Annotated in this window: 20 protein-coding genes; 10 read left to right on the plus strand and 10 right to left on the minus strand. The window is 70.2% G+C overall.

Going from position 1 to position 19,501, the window contains the following annotated elements; translation table 11 throughout:
- Window positions 1-73: 73 nt before the first annotated feature.
- The 4 genes from purC to EV292_RS22465 all read right to left on the minus strand — a co-directional run bounded on the left by purC (window position 74) and on the right by EV292_RS22465 (window position 3,347).
- Window positions 74-853 carry a phosphoribosylaminoimidazolesuccinocarboxamide synthase gene (gene purC, locus EV292_RS01465; protein ID WP_132907417.1) on the minus strand — a complete coding sequence of 260 codons (780 nt, stop codon included), beginning with the start codon at window positions 851-853 and terminating at the stop codon, window positions 74-76.
- A gap of 101 nt (window positions 854-954) precedes the next feature.
- Window positions 955-1,857 (minus strand): alpha/beta hydrolase, encoded by a 903-nt coding sequence (locus EV292_RS01470; protein ID WP_243693547.1) that lies wholly within the window; start codon window positions 1,855-1,857, stop codon window positions 955-957.
- On the minus strand, window positions 1,854-3,056 hold the full coding sequence (gene opgC / locus EV292_RS01475; protein WP_132907418.1) for an OpgC domain-containing protein: 1,203 nt from the start codon (window positions 3,054-3,056) through the stop codon (window positions 1,854-1,856). Before opgC ends, EV292_RS01470 begins: the two co-directional genes overlap by 4 nt.
- 132 nt (window positions 3,057-3,188) lie before the next feature.
- On the minus strand, window positions 3,189-3,347 hold the full coding sequence (locus EV292_RS22465) for a hypothetical protein (RefSeq protein ID WP_165926990.1): 159 nt from the start codon (window positions 3,345-3,347) through the stop codon (window positions 3,189-3,191).
- A 100-nt stretch (window positions 3,348-3,447) separates the two neighbouring features.
- Between EV292_RS22465 and gcvA the strand changes: the two genes are divergently transcribed.
- From gcvA to EV292_RS01490, 3 genes are all read left to right on the plus strand, one after another.
- Window positions 3,448-4,347, plus strand: coding sequence for a transcriptional regulator GcvA (gcvA, locus tag EV292_RS01480; protein WP_132907419.1), 900 nt, complete (start codon window positions 3,448-3,450; stop codon window positions 4,345-4,347).
- Window positions 4,348-4,411: 64 nt separating this feature from the next.
- Entirely contained in the window at window positions 4,412-6,673 is a 2,262-nt protein-coding gene (gene parC / locus EV292_RS01485) for a DNA topoisomerase IV subunit A (RefSeq protein WP_132907420.1), read from the plus strand.
- 316 nt (window positions 6,674-6,989) lie between these two features.
- Complete coding sequence (locus tag EV292_RS01490) at window positions 6,990-8,687, plus strand: EAL domain-containing protein (RefSeq protein ID WP_243693548.1); 1,698 nt, start codon at window positions 6,990-6,992, stop codon at window positions 8,685-8,687.
- On the opposite strand, the gene EV292_RS01495 is transcribed toward EV292_RS01490, so the two are convergent.
- The 4 genes from EV292_RS01495 to EV292_RS01510 are packed head-to-tail and all read right to left on the minus strand — an operon-like array spanning window position 8,657 to window position 11,539.
- The gene (locus EV292_RS01495) at window positions 8,657-9,853 is read right to left on the minus strand and encodes a CCA tRNA nucleotidyltransferase (protein ID WP_132907421.1); all 1,197 of its coding nucleotides are present in this window, start codon (window positions 9,851-9,853) and stop codon (window positions 8,657-8,659) included. The genes EV292_RS01490 and EV292_RS01495 overlap by 31 nt on opposite strands.
- A complete protein-coding gene (locus tag EV292_RS01500) occupies window positions 9,841-10,431 on the minus strand; it encodes a CoA pyrophosphatase (RefSeq protein WP_132907422.1) in 591 nt (196 codons plus the stop codon). The genes EV292_RS01495 and EV292_RS01500 overlap by 13 nt, the downstream gene beginning before the upstream one ends.
- Window positions 10,428-10,991, minus strand: coding sequence for a DUF1285 domain-containing protein (locus tag EV292_RS01505; RefSeq protein WP_207913311.1), 564 nt, complete (start codon window positions 10,989-10,991; stop codon window positions 10,428-10,430). Before EV292_RS01505 ends, EV292_RS01500 begins: the two co-directional genes overlap by 4 nt.
- Before the next feature lie 38 nt (window positions 10,992-11,029).
- Window positions 11,030-11,539: an N-acetyltransferase gene (locus EV292_RS01510; RefSeq protein WP_132907423.1), complete on the minus strand. Its 510-nt coding sequence runs from the start codon at window positions 11,537-11,539 to the stop codon at window positions 11,030-11,032.
- A gap of 82 nt (window positions 11,540-11,621) precedes the next feature.
- Here EV292_RS01510 and EV292_RS01515 point away from each other — a divergent pair, with 82 nt between their 5' ends.
- Both EV292_RS01515 and EV292_RS01520 read left to right on the plus strand, forming a co-directional pair.
- The gene (locus EV292_RS01515) at window positions 11,622-12,254 is read left to right on the plus strand and encodes a glutathione S-transferase N-terminal domain-containing protein (RefSeq protein WP_132907424.1); all 633 of its coding nucleotides are present in this window, start codon (window positions 11,622-11,624) and stop codon (window positions 12,252-12,254) included.
- Window positions 12,255-12,256: 2 nt separating this feature from the next.
- On the plus strand, window positions 12,257-12,631 hold the full coding sequence (locus tag EV292_RS01520) for a dihydroneopterin aldolase (RefSeq protein ID WP_132907425.1): 375 nt from the start codon (window positions 12,257-12,259) through the stop codon (window positions 12,629-12,631).
- Here EV292_RS01520 and EV292_RS01525 read toward each other — a convergent pair.
- Window positions 12,606-13,508, minus strand: a complete 903-nt coding sequence (locus tag EV292_RS01525; RefSeq protein ID WP_243693549.1) for a hypothetical protein — start codon at window positions 13,506-13,508, stop codon at window positions 12,606-12,608. The two genes, EV292_RS01520 and EV292_RS01525, sit on opposite strands and share 26 nt — an antisense overlap.
- A gap of 224 nt (window positions 13,509-13,732) precedes the next feature.
- On the opposite strand from EV292_RS01525, the gene EV292_RS01530 reads away from it, so the two are divergent.
- From EV292_RS01530 to EV292_RS01545, 4 genes are all read left to right on the plus strand, one after another.
- Window positions 13,733-14,404 carry an energy transducer TonB gene (locus EV292_RS01530; protein WP_132907426.1) on the plus strand — a complete coding sequence of 224 codons (672 nt, stop codon included), beginning with the start codon at window positions 13,733-13,735 and terminating at the stop codon, window positions 14,402-14,404.
- A gap of 64 nt (window positions 14,405-14,468) precedes the next feature.
- Window positions 14,469-15,260, plus strand: a complete 792-nt coding sequence (locus EV292_RS01535) for a MotA/TolQ/ExbB proton channel family protein (RefSeq protein WP_132907427.1) — start codon at window positions 14,469-14,471, stop codon at window positions 15,258-15,260.
- Window positions 15,261-15,378: 118 nt separating this feature from the next.
- Window positions 15,379-15,858 carry a biopolymer transporter ExbD gene (locus EV292_RS01540; RefSeq protein ID WP_207913312.1) on the plus strand — a complete coding sequence of 160 codons (480 nt, stop codon included), beginning with the start codon at window positions 15,379-15,381 and terminating at the stop codon, window positions 15,856-15,858.
- A 23-nt stretch (window positions 15,859-15,881) separates the two neighbouring features.
- Entirely contained in the window at window positions 15,882-16,310 is a 429-nt protein-coding gene (locus EV292_RS01545; RefSeq protein WP_165926991.1) for a biopolymer transporter ExbD, read from the plus strand.
- A 566-nt stretch (window positions 16,311-16,876) separates the two neighbouring features.
- On the opposite strand, the gene EV292_RS01550 is transcribed toward EV292_RS01545, so the two are convergent.
- Complete coding sequence (locus EV292_RS01550) at window positions 16,877-18,616, minus strand: HAMP domain-containing methyl-accepting chemotaxis protein (protein ID WP_165926992.1); 1,740 nt, start codon at window positions 18,614-18,616, stop codon at window positions 16,877-16,879.
- A gap of 459 nt (window positions 18,617-19,075) precedes the next feature.
- Between EV292_RS01550 and EV292_RS01555 the strand changes: the two genes are divergently transcribed.
- Window positions 19,076-19,426, plus strand: a complete 351-nt coding sequence (locus EV292_RS01555; RefSeq protein ID WP_132907429.1) for a tetratricopeptide repeat protein — start codon at window positions 19,076-19,078, stop codon at window positions 19,424-19,426.
- The last annotated feature ends 75 nt before the right edge of the window (window positions 19,427-19,501 follow it).

Raw genomic sequence — 19,501 nt, forward strand, 5'->3', positions numbered from 1 at the left:
GGGGCAACCTCCCACGGCGGCGGAGGCGCGATAACGCGCCGCGCCGCCGGCCTCAGCCAAGGCGCGGACGCGATCACTTGCCGCGGCGCTTGCGATGGCTCTCCATGTCGAGCACCGCGGTCTCGCCGCCCTCGGGGAACAGGCCGAGCCGGCGCGCGACCTCCTGATAGGCCTCGACCTCGCCGCCCAGGTCGCGGCGGAAGCGATCCTTGTCGAGCTTCTCGTTCGACTCCATGTCCCACAGCCGGCAGCCGTCGGGGCTGATCTCGTCTGCCAGGATGATGCGGCTATAGTCATTGTCCCAGATGCGGCCGAACTCCAGCTTGAAGTCGACCAGCCGGATGCCGACGCCGGCGAACAGGCCGCTGAGGAAATCGTTCACGCGGATCGCCAGATCGGCGATGTCGTGCATCTCGTCCTGGCTGGCCCAGCCGAAGGCGGCGATATGCTCGTCCGAGATCATCGGATCGCCGAGCGCGTCGTCCTTGTAATAATATTCGAGGATGGTGCGCGGCAGCTTGACGCCCTCTTCGATGCCGAGCCGCTTCGACAGCGAACCCGCGGCGACGTTGCGCACCACCACTTCGATCGGGACGATCTCGACCTGGCGGATCAGCTGCTCGCGCATGTTGAGGCGGCGGATGAAGTGGGTCGGCACGCCGATATGATCGAGCAGCGTGAAGATATGTTCGCTGATGCGGTTGTTGAGCACGCCCTTGCCGTTGATCGTGCCCTTCTTCTGGGCGTTGAAGGCGGTGGCGTCGTCCTTGAAATATTGGATCAGCGTGCCGGGCTCGGGACCCTCGTAGAGGATCTTCGCCTTGCCCTCGTAGATCTGCCGCCGCCGTGCCATCGCTCACCCTCGGAAAAGGAGCGCCCCGGCGGAGCAGGTCGCGCGGCCGGGGCGGGAATCATGCGGCCTATAGGGGAAGGGCGGGGTGGCTGCAAATCGCCTTAGCGGGCGAAGGCGCGTGCCAGCAGCCGCTTGGTCTCGGCCCAGGCGGGGGTGTCGGGCGCGACCAGCTCGACATGCCCCGTCGCCGGTACGGTGTGGAGCGTGACTCGATCCCCCGCCGCCTCGGCGCGCGCGACATAGTCGGTGGCGAGGCGATAGGGGATGATGCGGTCCTCGCGCCCGTTGACGAGGTCCTGCGCCACGCCGAGCGGCAGCAGCCGCGGCACCGACGTGTCCGCATAGGGGTCGGCGCGGCCGCCGCCGACCAGCCGCGCGACCACCTCGGTGCCGCAGCCATTGTCGGGGCTGGCGGCGGTCGCCTCCAGGTCGGGCAGGCCGCCGAGGCTGATGACATGCGCGACCGGCAGCGGGTCGGCGCGGCGCAGCGGGCTGTCCGCGGGGAGGCGCGTGCGCCCCGCCAGCCACAGCGCGAGATGGCCGCCGGCGGAATGACCGAGCGCGACGATGCGACGCAGGTCGAGCCCGAGCGCCGGTCCTTCGGCACGCAACAGGTCGGTCGCCGCGGCGGCGTCGGTGAAGGTGCCGGGATAGCCGCCGCCGGCGCGGTCGACGCCGCGATAGTCGATGTTCCACACCGCATAGCCCGCGCGGCGCAGGTCGTCGGCGACCCAGTCCATCAGGCGGCGATCGGCGATCCCGGTCTGCCAGCAGCCGCCATGGACCATCAGCACGGTGCGATACGGCGGCGCGCCGCCGCTCGGCAACCACACGTCCACCTTCTGCATCGCGTCGTCGCCGTAAGAGAGCGTGCGGTCGGGCGACGGGCGCGGGCGGGCGGTCAGGTCGGCCCAGGTGAGCATTCGGTGCGGTGCGATCGAAGCGGTCATCGGCGGCGAGCATGACGCGAGCAGCAGCGCGGCGGCAAGCGCCGCGCGGGTCACGACGAGGCCTCGCTCGGGGTGCCACTCGGCGCGGGGGTCGGACGCTTGCCGCGCTCGCGCCACAGCGCGGGCAGGGTGAGCAGCGCCACTCCCGCCACCGCGCAGAGCGTGCGCGCCCAGACCGGGAAGGGGCCGTAGCGCTGGTCGACGTAATAGACGCCGTAGACGATCGCGACGTGCCACACATAGACGTAGAGCGAGTGGCGCCCGAGCAGCCGCAGGAACGGCACCGAGAACAGCCCGCGCACCACGCCGGCGACCTGCCGCACCGAGGCGCGCGCGTGCTGCGGGCCGGCGATCATCAGCCACGCCAGCCCCACCGCCACCGCGGCGAAATTGACGAGGTAGACGAGGCTGAAATCGGCGCGCACCTCGAGCAGCTCGATCCGCTTGATCACCACGTCGGACAGGATGCCGCGCGCGGTGAGCAGCCGGATCGGCAGGAAGAACAGGCACACCGCCAGCGCGATCTTGGCGACGCCGCTGGCCTCGGGGCGGAACAGCCGGTGCCACTCGATCCGCCCCGAGGCGGTCAGCGCGCCCGCGATCATCCCGGAGAAGAACACGATCTGCCAGCCGAGCAGGTTGAAGCCGGCGCGCAGCCCCTGACCGTCCGAGGCGGTGAACCAGCGCCCGAGCGGATCGGTCAGCGCGTGCTGGAAGCCGAGCTGCCCGGCGAGCCACAGCAATCCCGAGACGGTCGCCACCAGCGCGACCCGCCCGTCGAGGCACAGTTTCAGGATCGGCGGCGCCACCAGCATGTAGAGGACATATTGCGGCAGGATGTCCATCACCGTGGGCTGGAACACGAAGGTGGCGATCGCGAACAGCCGCAGCGGCTCACCGGTGAGGCTGGTATGGCCGAGCCAATTGCCCCACAGCCGCGCCGCGTCGGGCAGCACCAGCCGCGCGAGCAGCACCGCGATCACGATCCCCATGGCATAGCGATACAGCTCGAAGGCGCGCGCCCAGACCAGCCGGCTCGCCGTTGGCGCGCCGAGCTTGAGCATCTTGCGGCCGTACACCAGCCCGATCATCAGCCCGGACAGGAAGACGAAGCCCTGCGCGTCCTCGACATAGGCGAACTGATTATGGTTCACGCGCTGCAACCACAGCTCGCCCTGGAAGACGAGATGGTTGATCAGCATGAAGACGAGGAAGAAACCGCGCAGCCCGTCGATCATCCCGTAGCGTGGCAAACAGCGGCTCCCGTGCATGGCGTGGCGATGCGGCGGCGCGAGGCTCACCGGCGCACCCGCGTGTAGCGCACGACCCCGCCGGATCGATCCCGCCGCGCTTCCGCTTATCGCGGAAAACGCGGCGGTGATCGCTCAGCGCGCGTGCCGGGGCGGCGTGCGCCAGGGCGCGGCGAAGCGTCGGCGCTGCAGTGCGGCGATTCCCGCGAGCAGTGATTCGACGAAGGTGTGGACACCGCCCGACAGCGTATCGTGATGACGGGCAAAGGCTTCGCTCTCGAAATCCATGTTCATGACCGTTCTCCATCGCTGGAGGCTCTCCGATACGCTTCGCGGTCGCAGCAGGCCAACAAAGAGCTGGCCCGAGTTGATAAGTGACGCTTATGCTACAAACATGCGCCAGCTCCCGCCGCTCGCCGCCGTCCGCGTGTTCGAGGCCGCCGCGCGCCACGAGAATTTCACGATCGCCGCGGGCGAGCTGGGGATGACCCAGGCCGCGGTGAGCTACCAGATCCGGCTGCTCGAGCAGCGGCTCGGCGTGCCCTTGTTCCGCCGCGAGCGCCGCCGCGTGACGCTCACCGACGCGGGGCGTCGCGCCGGGGCGCAGCTCGCCGCGGCGTTCGACTCGATCGACGCCGCCTTCGCCGGGCTGCGCGCCGAGGACGAGGCGGTGCTGACCGTCTCGGTCACCAACACCTTCGCCAACACGTGGCTGGCGTGGCGGCTCGGCGGCTTCCACCTCGCGCATCCGTCGACCGCAGTGCGGCTGTGGACCAGCAACGCGCTCGCCGACTTCGCCGCCGACGAGGTGGACGTCGCGATCCGCTCCGGTCCGGGCGGCTGGCCGGGGCTGGCGCAGCACGAACTGCTGCCGCTCGACTTCACGCCGATGTGCTCGCCGGGCTTCCTCGCCGAGCAGGGCGGGCGGCTCGACCCGGTCGACCTGCTCCAGCTGCCGCTGATCAGCGCGCAGGACCCGTGGTGGGCGCAGTGGCTGCGCGAGGCCGGGCTCGACGTGGTGGAGGCGCGGCGGACCGGCATGCGACTCGACTCGCAGGCGCACGAGGGACACGCCGCGATCGCAGGACAGGGGGTGGCGATGCTGACGCCCTTCTTCTGGCACAACGACCTGGTCGCCGGCCGGCTGGTGCGACCCTTCGCGCAGCTCTCGTCGATGGGAGAGGCTTATTGGCTGGTCTACCCGGAGGCGCGCGCCAAAGTGGTCAAGATCCGGCGTTTCCGTGAGTGGCTGATCGAGGCGCTGGACCGCGACCGCGCCGCCGCGGGCGGCTGAGCCGACCCGCCACCGACGCGGAACGGTTGTGGAACGGCCCCGCGCGCTGCTAGCAGCCTGTTCCATGGCGACCGACGCGACCGCTCTTCCCCCGGACAACCCGCCTGTCGGCGTGCTCGACGCGCCCTTCGACAGCGCGCTGTCCGAACGCTACCTCGTCTACGCGCTCTCGACGATCACCGCGCGCTCGCTGCCCGACGTGCGCGACGGGCTCAAGCCGGTCCACCGCCGGCTGCTGTGGGCGATGCGGCTGCTGCGGCTCGATCCCGCCGCCGGCTACAAGAAATGCGCGCGCGTCGTCGGCGATGTCATCGGTAAATACCACCCGCACGGTGACCAGTCGGTCTATGACGCGATGGTGCGGCTCGCGCAGGATTTCGCGCTGCGCTATCCGCTGGTCGACGGGCAGGGCAATTTCGGCAACATCGACGGCGATAATGCCGCGGCCTATCGCTACACCGAGGCGCGCCTGACCCAGGTCGCGATCGACCTGATGGACGGGCTCGACGAGGACGCCGCCGAGTTCCGCCCGACCTACAACGGCGAGGAGCAGGAGCCCGAGCTCTTCCCCGGCGCCTTCCCCAACCTGCTCGCCAACGGTGCGGCCGGGATCGCGGTCGGCATGGCGACCAGCGTCCCGCCGCACAACGCCGCCGAGCTGCTCGAGGCCGCGATCCTGCTGGTCGACAAGCCCGACGCCGACGACGCCGCGATCCTCGCGCACGTCCAAGGGCCCGACTTCCCCACCGGCGGCCTGCTGGTCGATTCGCCCGCGATCATCGCCGAGGCCTATGCCACCGGGCGCGGTGCGTTCCGGGTGCGCGCGCGCTGGGCGGTCGAGCGCGAGAAGGGCGGCGGCTGGACCATCGTCGTCAGCGAGATCCCGTACGGCGTACAGAAGGGCAAATTGATCGAGCAGATCGCCGCGCTGATCAACGACCGCAAGCTGCCGATCCTCGCCGACGTGCGCGACGAGAGCGACGCCGAGATCCGGCTGGTGCTCGAGCCGCGCAGCCGCACCGTCGACCCGCAGGTGCTGATGGACGGGCTGTTCCGCCTCTCCGACCTGGAGACGCGCATCCCGCTCAACCTCAACGTGCTCGACAAGGACCGCACGCCGCGCGTGATGTCGCTGCGCGAGGCGCTGGCGGCCTGGGTCGAGCATCAGTTCGTGGTGCTGCGCCGGCGCACCGAGCACCGGCTCGGCAAGATCGCGGACCGGCTCGAGCTGCTCGGCGGCTATATCATCGCCTTCCTCAACCTCGACCGCGTGATCGAGATCATCCGCACCGAGGACGAGCCCAAGGCGGTGATGATGGCGGAGTTCGCGCTCACCGACCGCCAGGCCGAGGCGATCCTCAACATGCGGCTGCGCTCGCTGCGCCGGCTGGAAGAGATGGAGCTGCGACGGGAGCGCGACGCGCTGGAGAAGGAGCAGGACACGCTCACCCAGCTGCTCGGCTCGGAGGCGCGCCAGCGCACCCGGCTCAAGCGCGACTTCGCCAAGGTACGCGACCGCTACGGCAGCGAGACCAAGCTCGGCGCGCGCCGCACCACGATCGAGGAACAGGCCGCTGCGCGCGAGATCCCGCTCGAGGCGATGATCGAGCGCGAGCCGATCTCGGTCATCCTGTCAGAGCGCGGCTGGATTCGTGCGATGAAGGGCCACGTCGACCTCTCCGCACCCGAGACGATGAAGTTCAAGGAAGGCGACGGCCCCGCTTTCGCCTTTCACGCGCACACCACCGACAAACTGCTGCTGGCGGCGGGCAACGGGCGCTTCTTCACGCTGGCGGCGGACAAGCTACCGGGCGGGCGCGGCTTCGGCGAGCCGGTGCGCGCCTCGATCGACCTCGACGGCAGCGTGCCGATCGTGGCGCTGCTGCGCGCGGGCGCGGCCGAGCGGCTGCTGGTGGCGGCGAGCGACGGGCGCGGCTTCCTCGTGCCGAGCGCCGAGGTGATCGCCGAGACGCGCAAGGGCAAGACGGTGATGACGCCGCGGCCGGGCGCGCGACTCGTCGTCGTCCACGCGGTCTCGCCCGGCGACGATTTCGTCGCGGTGATCGGCGACAATCGCAAGCTCGCGCTGTTCCCGATGGTCGACCTGCCCGAGATGACCCGCGGGCAGGGGGTGCAGCTCCAGCGCTACCGCGACGGTGGCCTCGCCGACGCGCGCACCTTGGTGTTCGCGGAGGGGCTGAGCTGGGCGATGGGGGGCGGGAGCGGGCGCGTCCGCACCGAGCCGGACCTGTCGGCGTGGCGCACCGCGCGCGGCGCCGCCGGTCGGATGCCGCCCAACGGCTTCCCGCGCGACAATCGCTTCTGACGGTCTTCTGTTTTTTCATTACCGTCATTCCGGCCGGGCGCCGGGAGCCATCCTTCCGTGAGAGCGACGCCGGCGGCGCTCGCCGCACCATGGATCCCGGGTCGAGCCCGGGATGACGGATGCGCGGTATGTGTTCGCAGTCACGAGGCTCGGCGCGTCACCGGGATGACGATCTCAGCGGACGCGAGCGATGCGATCGGGCGAGACGATCCGTCCCAATCCGGCACGTTCCGCGCTAGCAAGTAAATACAGCCGCATCGGCCCAATTTGATTTCCGTAAGGCGGTCTTAACCGTTGCCATCTAGGTCGGAAGCCGATGGCAACGCGCTCTCCCCTGCTGGTGACGGATTCGGACGGATCGACGCCGATGGCGCACGGGCTCAGCGCGATCGCGCCGGGGCTCGGACTGACCGCGGCGCAAGGGTCGCTCGAGCTGGTGCCGATCCCGCTCGTGATCGCGCGGCTGCGCGGCGGCCGGCTCGAGTTCGAGAACAGCAACCGTGCCTTCGCGCGCAACAGCCTCCAGCACGAGCGCGCCATCGATCCGCTCATCACCTCCTTCCTGCGCACCGGCCACGATCGCGCCGAGGTCAATTGGTCGACCGGCGCGGCAGTCGAACGGCGCCATTATCGCCTCAGCTTCGCGCTGATCCCCAATCGCGTCGAACCCACCGCGGTGATCTCCTTCGTCGACCAGACCGCCGAGGTCCGCACCGAGGAGACGCTACGCCGCGAGATGACCACCGACAGCCTGACCGGTCTCCCCAACCGCGGCGGCTTCACCGACGCGCTGGAGGCGATGATCGAGGAGGGCGCGTCGCGCTGGGCGGTGCTGATGATCGATCTGGAGCGGTTCAGCCGCTTCAACGCCTGCCTCGGCTCGCTCACCGGCGACGAGTTGCTGATCACCGTCGCGCGGCGGATCAAGGGCGCGCTGCGCAGCCGGGACGTGCTGGCGCGGACCGGCGGCGACGAGTTCGGCGTGCTGCTGACGATCGACCAGGGCGATCACGAGGCCGATCACGTCGCGCGCCGCATCCGCGAGGCGCTGGCCACACCGTTCCGATTGAGCGAGTTCGAGCTGCGCGTGTCGTGCGCGATCGGCATCGCTTATGGCGACGCGGCGATCGGCGACGCCGAGGACGTGATCCGTCACGCCCAGGTGGCGATGAAGCGGTCCAAGTCGACCAAGAGCGCCGAGGCCTATCAGACCCGCGCGCTCGACAGCGCGCGCGAGGAATTCGCGATGGAGACCGCGCTGCGCCGCGCGATCGAGAACGAACAGCTTCACCTCGTCTATCAGCCGATCCTCGATCTCACCTCGGGCAAGGTCAGCGGGTTCGAGGCGCTGGCGCGCTGGACCGACGATGAGGGTGTGAACGTGCCGCCGGTGCGCTTCATCCCGGTGGCGGAGGAATCGGGGCTGATCGTTCCGCTCGGCCGCTGGGCAGTCGACACCGCGATGCAGACGCTGGCGGACTGGGACGGGCGCTGGGGCGGGCATTGCGGCGCGGCGGTGGCGGTCAACGTCTCGCCGATCCAGCTCCAGCGCGACTCGATCCCGGGCATGGTCGAGCGCGCGCTCGGTGCCGCCGGGCTCGGGGGCGAGCGGCTCAAGCTGGAGCTGACCGAGAGCGCGATCATCGCCGATCCCGATCGGATCGCGGGCGTGCTGATGGCGCTGAAGGAGCTCGGTACCGTCATCGCCATGGACGATTTCGGCACCGGCTTCTCGAACCTGGCCTCGCTCCACACGCTGCCGATCGACCTGCTCAAGATCGATCGCAGCTTCGTCACCGGCATGCTGACCGACCGCGACCAGCTCGCGATCGTGCGCGCGATCCTCGGCCTGTCCAAGGCGCTGGGGATGGACACGGTGGCCGAGGGGATCGAGACGATCGAGCTCGGCCAGACGCTGGGCGCGCTCGGCTGCACTTATGGCCAGGGCTATGCCTATGCCCGCCCGCTCGACGCCGACGCGGCCTATGCGTTCCTGGTCGCGCGCAACGCCTGAGCCACTTCCTCGTCCGCGATCGCCTCGGCGCGTGCCGCATCGGGGAAACCCTCCGCGATCCAGCGATCCTCCACCCGCCTGAGCACGCGCGCCACCTCCGGCCCGCGCGTGAGCCCCCGCGCCACCAGCGCGCCGCCCCCGATCGGCAGCGCCGGCGACGACCAGCCGCGCAGCGCCGCCGCGTCGGCCCCGGCGAGCAGCAGCCGGTCGAGCGCGATCGTGGCGCCGACGCGATAGGCGAGCGCGCGCGCGCCCTCGTCGCCCGCGCCCGCACCCGCCTGCACCAGCCGTTTGCGGTCGGCATTGGAGAGCTTGAGCCGCGCGCCCACGCCTTCCGCGGCGTCGCGCGGGAGCAGCGCGGCGAGACGGCGGATCGCGTCGGGCGCGACGTCAGCGGCGCGCTCACGCTCGGCCAGCGCCGCCAACCGCGCGACGCCGTCGTGATCGATCTCGGGCAGCACCGGGCGGAAGATGCCGCTGTCGTGCATCAGCCGCACCGCCGCCACCGCGCCCGGCGCGACGAGCAGCTTGAGCAACTCGGCGGCGACCCGCTCGCGGCTCAGCGCCATCAGATCGTTGGCGCGATCGACGCAGGCGGCGAGCCCGGCGGCGTCGATCGTCGCGCCGAACCGCGCGTGGAAGCGGAAGAAGCGCAGGATGCGCAGGTGATCCTCCGCGATGCGCCGGTGCGGGTCGCCGATGAAGCGGACCCGGCGCACCGCGAGATCGTCGAGCCCGCCGAAATAATCATAGATCGCGCCGCTCGCCGGGTCGGCGTAGAGCGCGTTGATCGTGAAGTCGCGCCGCGCCGCATCCTCGCGCCAGTCATCGGCGAAGGCGACGATGGCGTGCCGCCCGTCGGTGGCGACGTCGCGGCGCAGCGTGGTGACCTCCACCACTGTTCCCTCGCTCACCGCGGTGACGGTGCCGTGCGCGATCCCGGTCGGGATGGTGCGGATACCCGCCGCGGCGAGCCGCGTCACCACGGCCTCCGGGTGGAGCGGCGTGGCGAGATCGATGTCGGCGACGTCGAGCCCGAGCAGCGTGTCGCGCACCGCGCCGCCGACGTAGCGCGCGTGCCCGCCCGCGGCGTCGAGCGCCTCGGTGAGGCGCGCCAGGCCGGGGCGGGTGCGCCACGTCGCGGCGGGAAGGATCACGTCGACCATCGCAGCCGCCGCGACAGATTGACGATCATGCCCGCGGTGGCGCCCCAGATCCGGCGCTCGCCCCACAGCAGCTCGAAATAGGCGCGCTCGCGCCCCTGCCAGGTCGCCCGGCGCGGCTGGTGGTGGGCGGCGTCGAGCAGGAAGTCGAGCGGCACCTCGAACAGGTCCGCCACCTCGGCCTCGCTCGGCACCAGCGGCAGGTCGGGGGGCACGACGCCGATGATCGGCGTGACGCGGAAGCCGGTGCCGGTGCGATAGACATCGGACGCGCCCACCACCTCCACCGCGTCGCGCGGCAGCGCGATCTCTTCCTCCGCCTCGCGCAACGCGGCGGCGATCGCGTCCTCGCCGGGATCGAGCCGGCCGCCGGGAAAGGCCACCTGACCGGCATGGCGTCGCAGCGTCTCGGTGCGCTGGGTCAGCAGCACGCCGGGGCGCGCGCGATCGGTCACCGCGACCAGCACTGCCGCTTCGGTGAGCGTGTGACCGCCCGACAGGTCGCCGTCATCGCCCTCGATCAGCGCGGTCTCGGCCTCCGAGACGAGCGCGACGGCGAGCCGCTCCGCCAGGGTGGTCATCGCGGGGCGAGCGGGAAGAAGGTGCCGCCGCTCCACACGCCGGGCGGCACGTCGTCGCCCGCGAGCGCGCGCTCGGCCAGCTCGTAATAGAGCGAGCGCGCGACCAAGGCCTCCAGCCCGCCGCGCACGACGAGGTAGGGGCGCGGCCCATCGTCGCGTTCGACGAAGCGCAGCGGGTGCGTCGCGGAAGCGGTCACCACGTCGCCGGTGTTGAGCCGGAACGCCAGCGTCGCGTCACGACCCGTGCCCGCGGCCTTGAGCTCCACCGCGACGAAAGGCGCATCCTCCACCACGATGTCGAGCTTCTCGACCGGGGTGACCAGCACGTAGCCGCCGTCCGGCTCGCGGCGCAGGATCCGGCTGAACGCGCGCACCATCGCGGGCCGCGTGATCGGACTGCCCTGGTGGTACCAGGTGCCGTCGCGCGCGATGCGCATCTCGCTGTCGCCGCAATGCGCCGGGTTCCAGCGCTCGACCGGGGGAAGCTGGTCGCTCTCCGCCAGACGGGCGATGTCGGCGACGGACAGATCGTTGAAATCGGGTGGGGGCGCCATCGGCATGCGCGCCAGTTAGGGCGCCCCGGGGCGGGGGTAAAGGCTCAGGCCGACGCGGTGACGCGCGGCGCGATCGTCCCGTCGCCGTGCGGCACCCCCGCGCCGCGCGCGAGCAGTCGGTGACGCTCGACCGGGCCGGGCAGCCGCCATCCCGCCGTCGCCGCGGCGGTGAAGCCGAAGAAGCGTCCGTAATAATCGGGATCGCCGATCAGCATGAGGTTCAGCCCGCGCGCGTCGGCGGCCGCCAGCGCGGCGGCGGTGAGCCGGCGCCCCAGTCCGCCCTGCTGCCGCGCCGGCTCGACTGCGACCGGGCCGACCAGAACCAGCGGCACCTCGGCGCCATCGTCCCCCAGGAAGCGCACCGGCCAGCATTGGATCGAGCCGAGCAACGCCCCCGCCTCGACCAGCGCGAAGCTCAGCCCGGCGAGCGGGGCGGTGCCGGCGCGCAGCCGATAGGCGGTGCGCTGGTGCCGATCGGTGCCGAAGGCACGGTCGAGCAGCGCCTCGATCGCCGCGCCCGCCACTGCCTCGATCGCCACCAGTTCGGCCGCCATATGCCTTCCTCGCTGCCGGGGCATGGACGCCCGGGCGCGGGCGCTTTAGCGGGACCGCGACCGAACGCAACCGGGATCACCGATGAAGCTCTATGACGCGGCCTGGGCGCCGAACCCGCGCCGCGTGCGCATCTATCTCGCGGAGAAGGCGATCTCGATCGAGCGCGTCGCGATCGACCTGCGCGCCGACGAACAGCTCGGCGACAGCTATCGCCGCGTCAACCCGCGCGGCACCGTTCCCGCGCTGGTGCTCGACACCGGCGAGGTGATCGCCGATTCGGTCGCGATCTGCCGCTTCCTCGAGGCGCTGCACCCCGAACCGCCGCTGTTCGGCACGCGCGCGATCGAAGTGGCCCGGGTGGAGGCCTGGACGCGGCGGGTCGAGCAGGACGGCTATGCCGCCGCGGTCTACGCGCTGCGCGAACGGGCGCCGCGATTCGCCGATCGCGCGCTGCCGGGGCATTGGCCGCCAGTGCCACAGATACCCGAACTGGCGACACGCGCCGCCACGATGTGGACGAGGTTCGCCGCGGCGCTCGACGAACGGCTGGCCGAGTCCGAGTGGATCGCGGGGGAGGGCTATACCTTCGCCGACGTCTCCGCGCTGGTCACGATCGATTTCGCGCGCGCCGCCGCGCTGGACATGCCCGCCGACGCCGTCCACCTGCGCCGCTGGCACGCCGCGGCGACGGCGCGCCCCAGCGCGGGAGCCTGACGATGGACGACGACACGCTCGAGCTCGAGGTCCACGACCTCGAGGTGCAGGTGCTCACCGGCATCTATTCGGAAGAGACGCACCTGCCGCAGCCGCTGCGGATCTCGTTGACCGTGCTGCTCGACGCGCCCGCCCGCTACCGGCCGGACACACCCTTGTCGGCGTCGAAGAATTACCTCGACCTACGCCATGCCGCGACCGATGCGCTCGCCACCGCGGGTCACTTCACGCTGATCGAGGCGGTCGCGGACCATATCGCGGAGACGCTGTTCCTCCAGGATCGTCGCGTCCGCCGTGTCAGGGTGAAGATCGTCAAGCTCGCCATCGCCGAGGCGGGCGAATCGATCGGGATCACGCTGGTCCGCCAACGGCGTTGATCGACGTCGCCTCTGTACCATTTCGGCACGGGCCGAGCTGGTCGAGAACGAGGCGATAGTCCGCCTGCGCCTGCTGCGCGTCACCCGGTTCCAGCGACGCGGTGGCGCGCTCGGGCAGGGCCGCGGGCAGCGCGCAGGCGAGCCGATACCAGAGCAGGGTGTCGCGGCGCGGCGCCTCCGCGGCGTCGTCGATGATCTCGCTGAGCGCGACCGACCAGCGCGGTTCCTCGCCCGGTCGTCGAAGGATCGACAGCGCGGCGGGGCGATCGTCCTTGGTGGTCAGGAAGATCTGGGTCTCACCCTCGCCGGGGAGCGCGCCGGGGACGTGGAAGGCGCCGCGGACCCCGGTGATCACCGGGGGCGCGTCGCGCGCGGTGAACTCCTGCGCGATGCGGCGCGCCAGCGACTCGACCGCCGGGGTCCAGTCGCGCTGCGCGTCGGGGGTGACCAACTGCACCTGATCGGGACGCCCCGCGACGGGACGCGCGAAGGCGAGCACGCGGCGCTTCTTCAGATTGGGGGCGCGACCGCGCCAGTCCGGGCCAGCGTCGACTACCCAGCCGACGCGCTGCGGGATCGCGCTGGTGCCGCGCACCAGCGTACCCACATCGGCCTCGACGTAGAAGCGCGTGAACCCCGGCGCGAGCCCGCCCGCCTCGGCGCCCTTGATCTTCGCGGCGGAGCGAATCGTCGCGTCGATGATCAGCGGGCTCTGCTCGACCAGCCCGGCCAGCGTGGCATAATCGACGGCGGGTGAGGCGGTTGCGGCAGGCGGAGTCTGCGCCGCCGAGGCGCCGGGCACGAGCAGGAGCAGGCTCGCCGACGCGAGCAGCGCGAAGGGGGGTCGCGTCGCCGACCGATTCTGGCGTAGGATCATCCGCGCTGGGTACGTCAACCTGCCTGAACGATACAGAAATAAATCTGTCGTCGTTCGATTGTACGTTTGTTGCGCCTGACAAAGCGTTTGCGTCCCCAAAACGGGCGCGATAGGACTCGACCGTCTGTGGCCTGCCCTCGGGGAAGCTACGGAACGGTTAACAACCCCGGCCGGATCCGCTCCGGCCGCCCAAGGGCCGCAGGATGAGGGAGTTTCGTTGCTGAATGGCCTATTCTGACCAGAAGATGAGCGGAGGTAAGATCGGCGCGCTGGTGATCGTCGCGCTGATCCACGTCGCTCTCGGCTATGCCTTCGTTACCGGCCTCGCGACCAATTTCGTCAAGAAGCAGGTTGAGAAGCTGAACACGTTCGACGTCGAGGAGCCACCGCCCCCGCCGCCGGACGAGCCGCCGCCCCCGCCGCCCGACGTGCCGATGACGCCGCCGCCGGTGGTGTCGCCGCCGCCGATCGTGCAGAACCCGAACCCGCCGCCCGTGGCGATCGCGACGGTTCCGACTCCGCCGCCGGTCTTCGTGCCGACGCCGACGGTCGCACCGCCCGCGCCCCCGGCACCGCCCGCGCCGCCGGCGCCAGCGGTGAGCAAGGCCGCGGGTCTGAAGGGTAACCCGGGTCAGTATTTCGGCGCCGACAACTACCCGCCCTCGGCGATCCGCGCCGGCGAGCAGGGACGTGTCGTCGCGAAGCTGACCGTGGGGACGGACGGCCGCGTGACCGACTGTACGGTGACGACGTCGAGCAACTCCTCGGCGCTCGACCAGGCGACCTGCCGCATTGCCAAGGCCCGCGTGCGTTTCTCGCCCGCGCAAGATGCTGCCGGCAACCCGATCGCGTCCAGCTACACCCTCCCGGTGCGCTGGGTGCTTCCGGAGAACTGATCCGCGTGAACATGGCGACGCGGACGCGTCTGCCGACAACATTTTGGCTTAAGGAAGACGAAGAATGATCATCAACATCCTCGCCGCGGGTGGGACCGCGGCAGCCGAGAACCAGTTCGGCCTGCAGCAGGCGCTCAAGGAAGGCGGCATCATCTCGCAGTCGGTGTTCACCATCCTGGTGATCATGTCGGTGGTGTCGTTCTACATCCTGTTCTCGAAGCTGTTCGAGCAGCAGAAGATCATCAACCAGGCGAAGCGCGTCCGCGCGAACTTCTGGACCAGCAACTCGCTGCGCGAGGGTTCGGCCAAGCTCGACAAGAACTCGGCCTACAAGCAGCTGGTCGACGACGGCCTGGCGGCGCAGGAGCAGCACTCGAAGCTGACCGACCCGGTCGAGGCGCATGACTGGCTGCACGGCTCGCTGGCGCGTTCGGAGTCGGCGATCAACTCGAAGCTGGGCGGCGGTCTGGCCTTCCTCGCGACCGTCGGCGCGACCGCGCCGTTCATCGGTCTGTTCGGCACCGTGGTCGGCATCTACCGCGCGCTGATCAAGATCGGCGCCTCGGGCGACCCCTCGATCGACAAGGTCGCGGGTCCGGTCGGTGAGGCGCTCATCATGACCGCGCTCGGCCTGGTCGTCGCGGTTCCCGCGGTGCTCGCGTACAACTGGCTGCAGCGCCGCAACAAGTCGATCGCCGAGGACCTGTCGGCCTTCTCGAACGACGTGCTCGGCTTCCTGGCCTCGAACGGCGCGGTGCGTCCGTCGCTCGGCAACACCCCGGCGAAGGCCCCGGTGAAGCCGGCCGCGGCGACCACGACCGCGGGCCAGGCCGGCGGCGTGCAGACCCGCCCGTAAGGCGAAAAGGGGTATGCGGGGCCGTCGCTGCGGCGGCCCCGCCGATCACCTGCCACCGCGGCGACGTCACCGGAGGCGACGCGACGCGGCGGAACGAAGGAATAGGAAAGCCTGATCCATGGCGATGAGCGTTGGCGGTGACTCCGCTGCTGAAAAACCGATGTCGGACATCAACACGACGCCCCTCGTGGACGTCATGCTGGTTCTCCTCATCATCTTCCTGATCGCGGTCCCGGTCGCCATCCAGACGGTCAAGGGCATCACGCTCCCGAACGTCCGGTTCGACCCGACCACGACCAAGCCAGAGAACGTCTCGCTGTCGGTCACCTCGGCGGGCGACGGCAATTGTCAGGTCTATTGGGGCGTCTCCCCGGTGACCCACCAGGAGCTGCTCGATCGCGCCGTGGCCAAGCTGAAGGCCGAGATCGATCGGCAGGGCGGGCCGGGCAACCCCGACCTCGAGCTGCCGGAAGCGCACGTCCGCGGCGACGTCAACACGCCCTGGCGCTGCGTGGCGGGGACGATCTACAACATGCAGATGGCCGGCTTCGCGAAGGTCGGGTTCATCTCGCAGCCGAAGACCGGCGACGCCGGCTAAGGCGAGGGACAGGAGTAGCTGACATGGCAATGAGTGGTGGCCGCGACGACGGCGAGCCGATGATGGAGATGAACACGACGCCGTTGATCGACGTCATGCTCGTGCTCCTCATCATGTTCATCATCACCCTCCCGGTTCCGACGCACGCGGTGAAGGTCGACCTCCCGGTCAACGACCCCAACCAGCGCAAGACTCCGGTCGACCCGGTCAAGAACAAGATCGCGATCGACGCGGCCGGCAACGTCACCTGGAACGGCACGCCGGTCAACGCGACCGTGCTGCGCCAGTATCTCGACCAGTCGGCGGCGATGACCCCGGAGCCCGAGCTGCAGTTCCAGCCCGACCCGGCGACGCGCTACTCGGTGGTCGACCAGACGCTGGCCGACATCAAGCGCTCGAACATCACGAAGCTGGGCTTCGTCGGCAACGAGCAGTTCTACAAGGAATTCTGAGCCTCTCAGAGGGACGGTAGACGGGGAAGGGCGGTCCTGCGGGGCCGCCCTTTCTCGTTCGAGGTCATGGCCACGCCCGGCGATGATATGTTGCGCGGATGGCGGGTTGGCGGGGTGGGACCGTTCGTCGCGGACGGCAGTATAGACGCCGCTGCGTGGACGGCGCAGGCCGGCGCGGCAGCCCCAGGCACCGCGGCGAGGTGACATCGCTGCCCCTGCGGCGCTGGGTGCCTGACACCGAGACCAGCTTACGTGCGACGCCTCCTCGCTCCGAGGGCGTCGCGCTTTCGTAACGAATGGTCGGATCGGCCTCCCAGCGTGATCGCGGGGCATCGGGCCGGCGACGTGGCGGGGGCCAAGCTCGATGATCGTCTGTCACGATCAGCGCCCCGCGCCGCGGGCAGCGCGGTCGACGCCCGCATCGCTGACCCAGCGTGTGATCCATCTGGTTCGAACCAGCAGGGTGTTCCTGCGAACGCAGGAGCCCAGGGCCACGAGCGTGCCGTCAGCGGGCACTGGGCTCCTGCATTCGCAGGAGCACGGCTCGACCCGGGTGGGATGAGGCCTTAGCCCGCGTCGGTCCGCCGCCACGGCACCAGCGCGGTGGCCGGCGCCGTCGTGCTATCGGCGAGCCGGAAGCGTTCGACCTGTTCGGTCATCGCCCGCACCAGCAGGTCGAGCTGATGGACCGCGCTCGTCGCTTCCTGCACCATCGCGACATTGTCCTGCGTGGTGGCGTCCATCTGCGCTACGGCGTCGTTGACCTGCTGCAACCCGATCGACTGTTCGCGCGCCGCGTGCGAGATCGAGGCGACCAGTTCGGCGGCGTCGATTACGCGCGCCTTGATCCGCTCGAGCGCGCCCCCCGCCTCGGTGACGAGCCCCACCCCGACGTCCACCTGGCGGACCGAGCCGGTGATCCGCACCTTGACGTCATGCGCCGCCTCGGTCGAGCGCTGCGCCAGCGCCCGCACCTCGGCCGCGACCACCGCGAAGCCGAGCCCGGCGTCACCCGCGCGCGCCGCCTCGATCCGCGCGTTGAGCGCGAGCAGGCTCGTCTGGAAGGCGAAGCCGTCGATGACGCTGATGATCTCGCTGATCTCGGCGGAGGAGCGTTCGAGCGCGATCATCGCCTCGGTGGCGCGGCGGACGATCTCGCCCATCTCCTCCGCGTCGCCGCGCGCCGCGGCCACCATCGCATTGGCGCGCCCGGCGGCGTTGGCGGTCTCCTCCACCGTCTGCGTGATCTGGTGCATCGCGGAGGCCGTGTTGGCGAGCGAGGACGCCTGGCGCTCGCTGCGCTCCGCGAGCTCGTCGGAGGCGGAGCGGATCATGTCGGCGCTGTCAGCCAGTTCGTCGGCGCTGCGGCGCACGATCGCCAGCGCGGCGGCCACCGCCATCATCGCGGTGTTGAGGTCGGCGCCGAGCTGCGCGAACTCGCCGGCGAGATCGCCGTCGACGCGCACGGTGAGATCGCCGCGCGCGAGCGCCGCCAGCGCGCGACCGATCTGCTCGATGATCTGCCGCGCCTGCTCCTGTTTGCCACGTTCGGCGAGGAGGAGCTGACGCTGCAGGTCGGCGAGCGTCTGCGACATCTGGCCGATCTCGTCGGAGCGGCCGAAATCGGGGATGCGTGCGCTCGCGGCGCCGTGCGCGAGGTCGCGCATGCCCGCCTGCAACTGATGGAGCGGCAGGATCACGCTCCGCCGCGTGATGATGATCCCCGCGACCAGCCCGCTGACGGTGAGCGCGAGCACCGCGACGACGAAGATCGCCGCGGCATCGGATTCGACCTGGCTGGCATCGTCGCGCAATGTCCCGGTGCGCTCGGTCATCGCCTCGATCACTCCGTCGGCGACCTTGGACGCGGCGCGTTCGGCGGGGCGGACCTGGCGATGAAAGCGCGCGAGCGCGCCGCGGCGGTCGCCCGATTGCGCCTGACGCGCCACCGCCTGCAAGGCATCGATCACGCCATAGGACAGGCTGAAATAGTCGGGCGGCAGCGCATTGTGCTCGGTACGTTCCAGCGTTCGCAGCTCGGTCCGCATCTTGCGCGAGCGGGTGTCGAACTTGCTGATGATCGTGGGAAGCTCGTGCGGGTCCTGCTCGGTGACGAGGTTGAGGGCGTCGCGCTGAAGCGAGCGACTCAGCGACCGGATCTCGCTGAGGAGGAATACCCGGTCCTGGGTCGCCGCGGCGGTGGCGTTGGCGTCATGGATCTGGCGCGCCGAATACCAGGTGAGCGCGGCGAGCAGCCAGAGCAGCAGCAGCGCGCCCACGAGGGGAGTGAGGAGCCGCGCGGTCACGCTGCGCTTTAGCAGATGGTCTTGCCGACGGGGCTCGGCCGCGTCGGTCGAACGCGCGCGCATCGAGATGACGCCTTGAGAAGCCATGCGACGATTCGGTCCGCAGCCTGTCGATGGTTCCTGCGCTATCTTCTCGATCTTTACGGGGCAAACCGCGGCCGAGGCGACACCAGCGCCGATCGAACCCGTCATTCGGCCTCCATTGTAGATAGTTGCACCGAGGTGCCGTGGTATCTTGCAGAATGATGACAGATCGGCACGTAGTCCTGACAATCTAAGCCTATGTTTATCGCTGACTTGTGCGGCCTGTCGCGGTGCTGTCATGTTCCCGCACAAATGACCCAGCGCGGTGATCCGCGCCCGTCGACCATCGCTTGCCCTGTTGTCGGAAAAGTGACACATTGGCGTCACAAAACCGTAACCTAAGCGTTCGGTACGGGAAGAGGATAGGAGGTCATCATGCGCAACATGGGCTTCGTGATCGCGGGCTCGGCCGCGATGATCGTCGCGGCTCCAGCGGTCGCGAAGGATCGGGTCGGCTATCAGGCGATCGCGGCGGGCAGTCTCGCCCAGGCCGAGCAGACGATCGATGCCGAGCGCGCGATCTTCCCCGAACGTCCCGAGTTGATGCTCAATCTCGCGGCGATCTACGCGCGGACGGGGCGGAGTGGGCAGGCGCGGGCGCTCTATGGCGAGGTGCTGGGCCGCGAGCCGGTCGCGATGGATCTGGCGGACGGTAGCGTCCAGTCCTCGCACCTGCTGGCGCAGCGCGGGCTCGCCAAGCTCGGCGCGACGATCGCCTCACGCTGAAAGGCGCGGGCGACGCAGGCCGGCGATGCGCCAGCCTGCGCCGTCGCGCTAATGTGCTTCGCAGGCAACGCGGTG

It is taken from the genome of Sphingomonas sp. BK235 (assembly GCF_004345855.1).
Lineage (GTDB): Bacteria > Pseudomonadota > Alphaproteobacteria > Sphingomonadales > Sphingomonadaceae > Sphingomonas.